Genomic DNA, 10,732 nt, shown 5'->3' with positions numbered 1-10,732 from the left:
TTCCGTGCGCGGGCTTCACGGCGGGTCGATCTCCAGCACCAGGGCGGCCGGGGTGGGGGCGCCGAACAGGTCGGCCAGCTTCAGCGTCACACCCAGTTCCTGCTCGATCCGCTGCAGCAGCCGGGCGCCCAGCAGCGAGTGCCCTCCGCTGTCGAAGAAGTTGGAGGCGGGGTTCAGCCCACTGGTGCCGGTCGTCTCCTCGAAGAGCGCCACGAGCGTGCGCACCGTGGGGTCGGTGGCCTCGGCGGCGGACGGCTGCTCGTCCTGCCGCACGGCCGCACGGGCCAGTTCGGCGACGGCGGCCCGGTCGACGGTGCCGTACGGGGTGGCGGGGATCGCGGGGCGGGTCCGGACGCACAGCGCGTCCAGCGGCACGGGGACGAGGCGGCGCAGGACTGCGGTCGCCTCCGCCGCGCTCGCGTCGCCGTCGGTGGCCGCGAGCAGGGCGAACAGCCGGGCCTCGGCGCCGACGCCGGCCACGTCGGCCGCCGCGGCCGTGACGGCGCCGATCGCGCACAGGGCTTCCTCGACCAGGTCGAGGCGGAGCTGCACACCCCGGAGGACGGTCTTGGGGGCGGTGCGGCCGGCCGGTTCCAGGCTGCCGTCGGCCAGGCGGCGCCCGTGCACGGCGGTCCTGTGCATCGCCCCGTGCCGTGGATGCCGGACGGGATGGGCCCGGGTACCCTCGCCGCCCGCGGTGCCGGCGACGCACAGCTCGCCGAGCACCAGCGCGGGATACTCGCGGCCCCCCTTGGAAGCCACCGTCACGGCGGCGCCCTCGGCGGCGACGAACCGGCCGTCCTCCGCGGAGGCGGCGTACACGACCGGGCCGCCCGGCGCGAGGGTCTGGGCGAGGGTGCCTCCGGCGCGGGTCACCGCTTCGGCGAGCGACGGCGCGGGAGCGTCCCCGGTCACCAGGAGCCGCCGGCCGGCGATCCGCTCGCCGAGCCGCTCGGCCAGGGTGCGGGCGCGCAGTGCGGGAAGCTGCAGGACGGTCAGGTCATGGCCGAGGACGACATCGGCCAGGGTCCGCGGGTCGGCCGCGGTCGTGGCGTCCGCGGCCCAGGCGGTGCCGCCACCGCACACGGCCAGCAGGAGTTCGACGACGGAGGTCGCCAGGGTCGGCTCCCCCGACCACAGCACCCGCTCGCTCCCGACGTCGCCCAGGAGCCGCTCCGCCTCCGCGAGGCCGGCCGTGAGCTGGGCCCAGGTCAGCACGGAGGCGTGCGCGCCGCCGGCCGCGGCGGTGTCCGGGGTGCGCAGGGCGACGGCGTCCGGAGCGGGCGCGGCGGCGTCGCCCTCGGTGTCGTGGCCGGGACCCACTTGCCGGATGTGCAGCACGCGGGGGCCGGTGACGGTCTCGTCGTCGGTGAGCAGGAGCGTCGCTTCGGGGGCGTCGGGCGTTCCGGGGGCGGCCAACTGCACCTGGGTTCCGGCCAGCCACGCGCCGAGCAGGCCGGCCGCGGCGCGCGGGCCGCGCCGGGCGGCCAGCACGACGGTGCTCCCGGGCTCCGCCCCGGCCCGGCGCAGCACCGTCGCGGTCTGTCCGGCCGCGGCCCGCAGCTCCTCGTACGTCACGCTGCCGTGGGCGTCCACGACGGCCGGGCGGGCCGGGTGGCGGAGGCAGGCCGCGGCGAAGCGGCCCAGCGGATGGCTGCCGGGAAGCCGGAGCTCGCCCGCACGACCGGCCGGGACGATCTCCTCGTCGCGTTGCGCCCACTGGCGGATCTCCCCGGCCTTGACCTCCGGGTGGGCCGTGACGGCGTCGAGAACGGCGAGGTAGCGGTCGGCGAGGAACTCGACGTCCTCGGTGGACAGGACGTCGGTGAAGTGCAGCGCGCGCAGCCGAAGTCGGCCGGGCGCGTACGAGAGGAAGAACTCCAGGTCGAACTTGCTGTAGCCGTTCTCGGCGGTGAGCGGGCGCGCCCGCAGACCTCCGATGGCGGCCTCGTCGGCCAGCTCGTACGGCACCAGGTTGAACATGTGCCGGAAGATGCCGTTGCGCCAGCTGGAGGTGGCGCCGGCCAGCCGGGCGGAGACGTCGTCGATGGAGGTGGCCCCGTGTTCGAGGGCGCCGAGGTGGGCCTGTGCCACCCGGGTGGCGAGCGCGGAGAACGGCTCGGCGAAGCGCACCTTGGCACGCACCGGGACGGTGTTGACGTGGTAGCCGATGGCGCCGGCGTGCGCCCGGTCGCGCATGTTGAGCGGGGAGCCGACGACGATGTCCGGGCCCGCGCCGTGCAGGGCCAGCAGCGTGAAGTAGGCGGCGAGCAGGACCGCCGATTCCGGGACCCGCAGCCGGGCGGCCAGGTCCCGTACGGCGAGCGCGGTGGCCTCGGGGAACTCCCGCCAGACCTGTCCGCCGTGCAGGCTGGGCCGGCCGGGGTCGGGGGCGCCGATGAGCAGACCCAGCCGGGTGGCGTCGAATCCGGCCAGCCGCTCCAGCCAGTACCGGGTGCCCTCCTCGGTCGGGGCGGGCTCCGTGAAGGCGGGCACTTCCGTGGTCACCGGGGTCTCGCCTCGGTGACCGGCGTCGTAGGCGTCCATCAGCTCGCGGAACATGATCTGCGCCGAGGTGGCGTCGTGGACCAGGTGGTGGACGACGACGCAGAGCACCGCCTGCCGTCTGCCGGTGGCCCGCCGGTGGCCGACCCGCACCAGGGTGCCGCCGTCGAGTGCGAACGGCGCCGCCATGAACGCCCTCAGCGCCTCGTCGTCGCCCGGGAGGTCCTGGACGACGACCTTGTGGTCGCCCGGTTCGAGGACTTCTTTGACCAGGCCGATGTGCTTGTGGTGGAAGACGGTGCGCAGCGCCGGATGCCGGGCGAGCACGGCGTCGACGGCCGCCTGCAGCAGCCCGGGGTCCAGGTCTCCGTCGATCGCGACGGCGGTCGGTACGTTGTTCACGCCGCCGTCGGGCACGAGTTGGTCGAGAAGCCACAGCGCGGACTCCTTCTTGCTCGCGGAGTCCAGGCGGCGCCTGTGGGTCAGGCCGAGCGCACGGGCCGCGTCGTACGCACGCCTGCTGTTCTGCTCAGCGGTCGGCATGAAAGCTCCTCGCGTGGTGGGTGGGTGACGGTCGGCGGTCGGCCGCACGGGCGGGACGCGCGCTGGACCGGCGCGGAGGGTGTCTCGGGGGCACTCAGTAGAGCTCGACGGCACCGGCCACCGCGTCGGCGGCGCAGGCGCTGGCCAGCAGCCGTGCGTGCGGTACGGGACAGTCGACGCGGTCGGCGCCGCGGTCGGCCCACCGGGTCGGCTCGGCGGAGCTGACCACGGTCGCCCGGCGCCAGGCCGGTTCGGCGAAGAGGCGGCTGGCCGCGCTCGAATACTGCAGATACCTGACGAAGGCCGAGGTCAGCTGGTCCGCGATGTCCTCGCCGAGTCCCGCGGAACGGCAGGCCGTTCGGGCCGCCGCCGCGTAGATGTCCCGGAGCTCTCCCGCCAGGCCGGGAACGTCGGCGGCTTCGGCCACGGACTTGTCGAGCCGGTCGAGAGCGTTGCGCAGTTGCTCCGCGGTGAGCATCGACCCGAGGCCGGAGAGCGCCGACCGGGCATCCGTCGCCAGGCCGTCGACGAGAGGTGGTTCGGGGTCGAACAGCAGGACCGGCACGGGATCGCCGGTGGCCGCGGACAGCCGCTCCGCGAGTTCGGCCGCGAAGACACCGCCTGTGCAGTACCCGAGCACCGCGTCCACTCGGGTACCGGAGAGCGCCGGGTCGGACAGCCAGTAGCCGAGGTAGCCTTCGGCGTCCGGTCGGCCGGTGTCGGGCTGGCGGGTCTCCCACACCGCCCAGGACGCGGGCAGGACGGACGTGAGGTCGCTGAACGTGGCCTCCGGACGTCCGGTGAGCGCGTAGTCCACGGCCAGCACCAGGGTGTCGGTGCCGTCAGCCGAACGCAGCGGGCGCCAGGCCGACGTGCCGTTCTCTGTCATCGGATCAACTCCCGTTCGCGGTGGGAAGGCTCTCGAACACGGCATGGCCGGTGGCGAGGCGGACGACCCGCTCCACCGTCAGCCCGGCCTCTTCGAGTTGGGCGATCTGGCCCTCCTCGGTGCGTCCCTCGGTGCCGTCCTGGGAGACGGTCATCTGGAACAGGGCGCGCATCCAGTCGACCTCCCGCTCGATGAGAGGCTCGATGACCAGCAGGCGGGGGACCGGGCCTGCTCGCCGCTCGGCCGTCTCGGTCAGAGCGGCCCGGATGTTGCGCAGGATCCGCACGGAGGACTCGGGGTTCCAGTTGTGCAGGACGTTCTTGAGCGTGTAGAGGTCGTGGCCTCTCGGGACCCTGCTCAGGATGTCGGTCTCAACGTAGGAGAGCCGCTCCAGCAGGTCCGTGTCGCCGGTCCGCCGCAGGTCGGCCGCGGCGCGCGTGCAGGTGTCGGCCCGTTCCCCCACGGCCCCGGTCAGATGGGGATGCGCCAGCAGGACGCCCTTGATCAGGGCCCCCCGGCCGCCACCGAGGTCGATCACCGACCGCACCGCGGAGAAGTCGTAGGTCCGCGCCAGTTCGGCGGAGACCGGCCGGGTGAGGTCCTCCATCGCGTTGTCGTAGAGGTCGGCGTCCTCCGGATGCTTTTCGAGGTAGCCGTAGATGTTCGTGCCGTGCAGGGCGCGGAAGGCCGACCCGCCGGTGCGCGCGGTGTGCAGGACGTTGCCGAAGACGTCGGTATACAGGCCGGCCGCGAGGATGACGTAGTGGCGCATCGACTGCGGGTGGTCGTCGCGCAGCCGGTGCGAGAGAGGGCTGTTGGCGAACTTTCCGTCGCCGAGGTGGGCGAAGACGCCGAGCGCGGACAGCGAACGCAACACCGCGTGCAGGGCGTCGGCGTCGGCACCGGCCCGCTCCGCGATTTCCTGATACGTCATCGTGCTGTCGCCCAGTTCGTCGGCGACCTGCAACCTGGCTGCCGCCTCAAGGGTCTTGGCGAACCAACCCATCCCGGAAAGCTGCATCAGGTCCAGGTTCATCGAGCACGAATCCTTTCGGAGTTCTCGGGTTTTGCCGTGATTCAGCGTGCTACTCCGAGCGCGAAGGTCCGGATGAGAATTCGCTGAAGTCGGCTGGCTCCCGACGGGGATACCGTGCCTGGAACGATAAGGAAAGCGAGTGGGTCGGTCTCAACCCCTACCGCCCCCTAGTCGGGGCTGCGGAAGGAATAGGGGATGGCGGCCCTTGGTCGACGCGGTCGCCGGACGTAGCGTCGAGAGGGGGACGACGCGCCTTCTCTGAGGGCAGAGCCTAGGAGTAAACGGTGAGCGATGACGATGCGCAAGAGGGCCTGGCGATACTGCTGGCGAACGCCAGACTCGACATTCCCCGAGAGCGCTGGGAGGCACTGGACATGCGGCGGGCCGGGCTCCTGTGGTCGGCCACCGAGCTCGCCCAGGTGAACCTCGGACGCACCCCCGTGGCCGGATCCTTCAGCCCCTCGTGGGGTGACCGCGCATGAGCCTGTGCGAACTGAGCCTGGCGCAGACCGACGAGGCCCTCACGAGGGGCGAACTGAGCCCGACCGAGTTGCTGCGCGCGGTCCTGGACCGGGCCGACGAGGTCGACCCGAAGCTCGGGCTCCTGGCCGAGCGGTTCGACAACGCCGCCTTCCTGGCCGCGGAGCAGGCCGAGAAGCGCATCGCCCGCGGTGAGCGCCGAGGCCCGCTCGACGGCGTTCCGCTCACCGTCAAGTCCCTCTACGACATCGCCGGCCTGCCCACATCCGCCGGTTCCGCGGTGCAGACGGGCCCCGTGGCCAGGCAGAACGCCGACGCCGTCGCCGCCCTCCGCGAGGCCGGCGCGGTCATCTTCGCCACCACCCGCATGGACGAGTTCGGGCTGGGTGTCAGCTGTCCGGCGACGACCAACCCGAGGGCGCCGGAACGCGACACGGGCGGTTCCAGCGGTGGGGCCGCCGCGGCGGTGGTCTCGGGGGTCAGCCCCGTCGCCCTCGGCAGCGACACCGGCGGCTCGGTGCGCATCCCGGCCGCGCACTGCGGCGCGGTCGGCTTCAAACCCACCTACGGGACGATCAGCACCACCGGGATGGTGCCGCTGTCCTGGTCCCTCGACCATGTCGGAGCGCTCGGCCGGTCGGTGCGCGACTGCGCGACGGTCATCGACGCGCTGGCCGGCACCACGACACCCGACACCGCGCGCACGGCTCCCGGGGGCCGACGCGTGGGCCTGGCCACCGGGCCACTGTTCAACCACGTCTCCGGCGAGGTGGCCGAGAACACCGAGCGGGCCCGGCAGCTCCTGACGAAGGAGGGCGTCGAGGTGGTGCCGATCGAGCTGCCGTTCGCCGAACTGGTCAGCCACGCGGTCCGCATCATCATGATGTCCGAGGCGAGCTCCTTCCACCGTCCGTACATGGCCGAGCAGTTGGAAACCTACGGCCCGACGGTCCAGCAGCGTCTGGAGGAGGGCTCGCTGGTGCCCGCCCGGGACTACATCGACGCGCAGCGGTTCCGCTCCACGGTGCGCCACGCGTGGCGCGAGGCGTGGCAGGACGTCGACGCGGTGCTGATGCCGACGACGGCCGTGGCCGCGGTGCCCCGGGGGGAGTTCTGGCTGACGATGGAGGACGGCCGGACCGACCTCACCCCCTTCGCCTACACACGCTTCACGCACCTCGCGAGCCTCACCGGACTGCCGGCCGTCAGCCTGCCCTTCGGCACCAGTCGGGACGGCGTGCCGTTCGGCCTCCAGCTGCTCGGCCGTCCGCACGACGAGCGGACCCTCGTCGCCGTGGCGCACGAGATCGAGACACTGGCAGGTGGCCCCTGGCCGCAGGCCACCTCGGACGCGCTGCCGACCGGCGCTGGAACCGCCGCCGACTGACCGTACGTCCCCACAAGCCGGCCGGCCCTCGGATCCCCCGCCGAGGGCCGGCCTCACACCTGGACGAGCCCGACGAGACACCGAGAATTCATTTTGCGTAAGGGCGAGATTCACCTTCACCGGCACCTCTTCGGCAAACCACTCCGCTATGCCATAAGAAGAACCGCGCACGGTCAGCTACCGCAAGAAACCCTCGGGACTTCAAAAGAAATTAACAATACTCGGTTGATCGCCTCCCAGGTCAATGAGGTAGGTTTCCGACAAAGAACATACGGAGCGCCACCAGCACCACAGAATCAAAAGTATGGCGCCGGCGCTTCCTGCGTGACAGGGAGGTGGCGAATGCGCTTTGCCCGACGGAAGGTCGAAGCGGGACTGCTGACCGATTCCTATTCACAGGCTGAGCAACAGAAGACGCAAATCGTGATCGTCGAAGGGGCAGTGGCAAGCGGCAAGACGGCCCTGCTGCACTGCTTCACCGAAGAGATCAGCTCCTCCGGAGCGCTGATCCTCACCGCCATCGGCTCCCGTGCCGAGCGGGCACACCCCTTCGGGGTGCTCAGTCAGTTGTGCCACGAGGTCCACGACAGGGAACTGCGGGCATGGGCGGACAGTCAGGTGACCGCGCTGCTCAGCCAGGACACAGCGGGCCAGGAGCCCGTCCCGATACGTCACACCGCGGCGCGCATCGCCGACTCACTGTGCTCCGCACTCGAGGTACTCGCCGCCGGCCGGACCATCGTCATCGTCATCGACGACGTGCACCATGCCGACGCCCCCTCGCTCCAGATCCTGCTCTACATGCTGCGCAGACTGCGGCACGAGAAGCTGCTCGTGCTGGTCAGCGAGTGGATCGCGACGTCGCCCGCGCACCCCACCTTCCGAGCGGAGCTGCTGCGCCAGCCCAACTGCCACCGCATCCTCGTCCAGCCGCTCTCCGTGGCCGAGGTGGCCGAGGTCCTCACCGAGCATGTGGACGAGCCCACCGCCGCCCGGATCGCGCCCGCCTACCACGAAGTCTGCGGCGGCAACCCACTCCTGCTGAGGGCACTCGTCGCGGATGGTCTGCTCCATGCCGTCGGCGGCGACCAGGCGCTGCCACCCACTCCGTGCTCCGAAGAGGCGTTCCGTCAGGCCGTGTTCACCTTCCTGTATCGCTGGGGACACCGGACCCTCACCGTGACCCAGGCACTCGCCGTCCTCGGAGCGCGGGCCGATCCGGCGCTGGTGGGGGAACTCGTGGACATCAAGGCGGCACGGGTCGAACGGATCGTGCGCAACCTCGTCCGGTCACAGCTGGTGTGCAACGGCCAACTGCGGCACCCCGCCATAAGAGCCGCCGTACTGGAGACCCAGCCCCTGGAGGAGCGGCTGGGCATGCACCTGCACGCGGCCCAGTTGCTGCACGACAACGGCGCGGACGCGATCGAGGTCTCCCAGCACCTGGTCGTCGCCGACAGGCTCCCCGGACAGTGGGCCGTCTCCGTCCTGCACAGCGCCGGCACCCAGGCATGCGCCGATGACCGGGTGGAGTTCGCCCTCCGGTGCCTCGAACTGGCACGACGCGAATGCCAGGATGAACAGCTACGCGCGACACTCACTCTCTCGCTGGCACGCGAGACGTGGTACCGGGACCCCTCGGCCGCCGCACGCCACCTCACGCCCCTCAAGAAGGCGGTGCTCGACGGGTTCCTGCGGCCGCAGGACGCACTCACCGTGGCTCTCTACCTCTTCTGGCACAACCGGTCGGAGGAGGCCCACGAAGTCCTGGCGCGACTCCAGTCCTCCTCCGGTGCGCCCGTTTCGGACGAGACGGCGCACCACACGCTGCTGGAACACCTCCAGCAGTGGTTGCACCTGGGCATACAAGTGCCGAGTTGGGGCCTGACCGCGGCCAGCACGATAGACGGTGCCAGCGCCACCGCACCCGGCTCGGTCACCGCACTCGCCCACCTGAATGCGGACCTGCGCGACGGCCGGCACGACCAGGCGGCCGCATGGGCCGAGCAGGCGCTGGCCGCCCTCCGGCTCTCCGACACGACCCTCGGTGATGCACAGTTCGCACTCTCCATGCTCATCCACGTGGGCCGACCACACCGGGCCGAGGTCCACTGTGAGGAGTTCCTCCACGAGGCACGCGCTCGTCGCGCGACCACCTGGGAAGGGCTTTTCACCGCCACAAAGGCCGAGATAGCCCTGCGTCGAGGGGCCCTGCAGGACGCGGTGGACCTGGCCCGGCAGGCGCTCCGCCTGCTGTCGCCCCGCAGTTGGGGAGTGCAGATCGGCTGCCCCTTCTCCATTCAACTGCTGGCACTGACCGGCCTCGGCCGGCACGACGAAGGGGAACGGTTGCTCCGCCAGGCCGTGCCGACGGGCATGTTCGAGTGCCCCTCCGGACTGCGGTACCTGCACGCGCGCGGGCACCACCATCTGGCGATCAACAATCCGCAGGATGCCTACGAGGGCTTCCACCGGTGCGGTGAGCTCATGCGGAAGTGGTCGCTCGACGTTCCGGAGTTCGTTCCGTGGCGCAGCGACGTGGCCCAGGCCCACCTCCATCTCGACCGCAGGGACGAGGCACGGGCCATGATCCTCGAACAGCTCGCCCTGCCGGGCGGAAACGGCCCTCGCATTCGCGGGATGTCACTGCGGGTACTGGCTGCCACCGAGGACCTCGAGGACCGCCCGGCGCTGCTGAACGAGGCGGTCGACCTGCTCAGGTCGTGCGGCGAACAGGTGGAACTCGCCTGCGCGCTGGCCGAGTTCGGCCGCACCCATCAAGAGCTGGGCTCGCACTGCACAGCCAGGACGCTGAGCCTGGAGGCCGTGCGCATCGCCCAGGAGTGCGGGGCCGAGCGAGCGTGCCGGCTGGCGCACCTGACCCTCGGCCGCCTCGACAGCCCGCACACCGCTGCGGCTGAGGGGATGGAATCCTTGAGCGACGCCGAGCGGCGGGTCGCGGCGCTGGCCGCGGCCGGATGCCCCAACCGCAAGATCGCGAGCCGGCTGTTCATCACCGTCAGCACCGTCGAGCAGCATCTGACCCGCGTGTACCGCAAGTTGAACGTGAAGCAGCGTTCGGAGCTTCCGCGGTATCTCGCGGATCTGGAGGAGTCCTCGCGCGAGTGTGCGTGATCGAGCGGGTCCTGCCGGCCGGCGTCGTCGCGGAGGAGTCCTTCGGTGATGCGTCGCACGATCCGGCGAGTGTGCTCTTCCCCGAGGAAGTGCCGTTGGTGGCACGGGCGGTGCCGAAGCGGCAGCGCGAGTTCGCGACCGTACGCCTGTGTGCGCGCCGTGCTCTGGGCCGGCTGGGAATCGCGCCCGCACCGCTGTTGCCGGACCGACGGGGGGCGCCGCAGTGGCCGCACGGGACGGTGGGCAGCATGACCCACTGTGACGGCTACCGCGCAGCCGTTGCGGCCCGCTCGAACGAGGTGGCCTCGATCGGTATCGACGCCGAGCCGAACGGACCGCTGCCGGACGGCGTGCTGGACATCGTCTCGCTACCGCGGGAGCGTGTCTGGATACGCGCCCTTTCGGCACATCGGCCCGAAGTCTGCTGGGACAGGCTGCTGTTCAGCGCCAAAGAAAGCGTCTTCAAGACCTGGTATCCGCTGACCGGACGGGAGCTGGACTTCACGGAGGCGGAGCTCTACGCCGACCCGGTCTCGGCCACCTTCGCCGCCCGTTTCCTCGTGTCCGGCCCTGTGGTCGACGGGCGGCGCCTGAGCGGCTTCTCGGGGCGCTGGGCGGTCGGCGCGGAACTGGTCGTCACCGCCATAACCGTCCGTGGACCGTCGGCCCCCGCCCCGCCTCGGAGCGTTGATGTGACCCCGAGGAATTTACTTACGGACCCTTGATATTTACCTAGCCTGGTCTATTGTCTAAGGTA

The 10,732-nt window shown here is 71.2% G+C and carries 7 protein-coding genes; 4 read left to right on the top strand and 3 right to left on the bottom strand.

Annotated elements, in window-relative coordinates:
• Positions 1 to 15: 15 nt before the first annotated feature.
• The 3 genes from RZ84_RS33765 to RZ84_RS33755 all read right to left on the bottom strand — a co-directional run bounded on the left by RZ84_RS33765 (position 16) and on the right by RZ84_RS33755 (position 4,973).
• The gene (locus RZ84_RS33765; RefSeq protein ID WP_043268388.1) at positions 16 to 3,048 is read right to left on the bottom strand and encodes a condensation domain-containing protein; all 3,033 of its coding nucleotides are present in this window, start codon (positions 3,046 to 3,048) and stop codon (positions 16 to 18) included.
• Positions 3,049 to 3,142: 94 nt separating this feature from the next.
• A complete protein-coding gene (locus tag RZ84_RS33760) occupies positions 3,143 to 3,937 on the bottom strand; it encodes a hypothetical protein (protein WP_043268385.1) in 795 nt (264 codons plus the stop codon).
• A gap of 4 nt (positions 3,938 to 3,941) precedes the next feature.
• Complete coding sequence (locus RZ84_RS33755; RefSeq protein WP_043268383.1) at positions 3,942 to 4,973, bottom strand: methyltransferase; 1,032 nt, start codon at positions 4,971 to 4,973, stop codon at positions 3,942 to 3,944.
• 284 nt (positions 4,974 to 5,257) lie between these two features.
• Here RZ84_RS33755 and RZ84_RS33750 point away from each other — a divergent pair, with 284 nt between their 5' ends.
• The 4 genes from RZ84_RS33750 to RZ84_RS33735 all read left to right on the top strand — a co-directional run bounded on the left by RZ84_RS33750 (position 5,258) and on the right by RZ84_RS33735 (position 10,700).
• Positions 5,258 to 5,455, top strand: a complete 198-nt coding sequence (locus tag RZ84_RS33750; protein ID WP_043268381.1) for a hypothetical protein — start codon at positions 5,258 to 5,260, stop codon at positions 5,453 to 5,455.
• Entirely contained in the window at positions 5,452 to 6,840 is a 1,389-nt protein-coding gene (locus RZ84_RS33745; RefSeq protein ID WP_052230357.1) for an amidase, read from the top strand. Before RZ84_RS33750 ends, RZ84_RS33745 begins: the two co-directional genes overlap by 4 nt.
• Positions 6,841 to 7,182: 342 nt before the next feature.
• The gene (locus RZ84_RS33740) at positions 7,183 to 9,975 is read left to right on the top strand and encodes a helix-turn-helix transcriptional regulator (protein ID WP_043268379.1); all 2,793 of its coding nucleotides are present in this window, start codon (positions 7,183 to 7,185) and stop codon (positions 9,973 to 9,975) included.
• Positions 9,972 to 10,700 carry a 4'-phosphopantetheinyl transferase family protein gene (locus RZ84_RS33735; RefSeq protein WP_043271626.1) on the top strand — a complete coding sequence of 243 codons (729 nt, stop codon included), beginning with the start codon at positions 9,972 to 9,974 and terminating at the stop codon, positions 10,698 to 10,700. The genes RZ84_RS33740 and RZ84_RS33735 overlap by 4 nt, the downstream gene beginning before the upstream one ends.
• Positions 10,701 to 10,732 lie beyond the last annotated feature (32 nt).

It is taken from the genome of Streptomyces sp. CT34 (assembly GCF_000805335.1).
GTDB lineage: Bacteria > Actinomycetota > Actinomycetes > Streptomycetales > Streptomycetaceae > Streptomyces.
This window is presented reverse-complemented; position numbering and strand designations above follow the sequence as displayed.

What these genes read in the sequence shown, in the direction of transcription:
- RZ84_RS33765 (WP_043268388.1), bottom strand. Translation starts at nt 3,048, where the DNA reads ATGCCGACCGCTGAGCAGAACAGCAGGCGTGCGTACGACGCGGCCCGT.
- RZ84_RS33760 (WP_043268385.1), bottom strand. Translation starts at nt 3,937, where the DNA reads ATGACAGAGAACGGCACGTCGGCCTGGCGCCCGCTGCGTTCGGCTGAC.
- RZ84_RS33755 (WP_043268383.1), bottom strand. Translation starts at nt 4,973, where the DNA reads ATGAACCTGGACCTGATGCAGCTTTCCGGGATGGGTTGGTTCGCCAAG.
- RZ84_RS33745 (WP_052230357.1), top strand. Translation starts at nt 5,452, where the DNA reads ATGAGCCTGTGCGAACTGAGCCTGGCGCAGACCGACGAGGCCCTCACG.
- RZ84_RS33740 (WP_043268379.1), top strand. Translation starts at nt 7,183, where the DNA reads ATGCGCTTTGCCCGACGGAAGGTCGAAGCGGGACTGCTGACCGATTCC.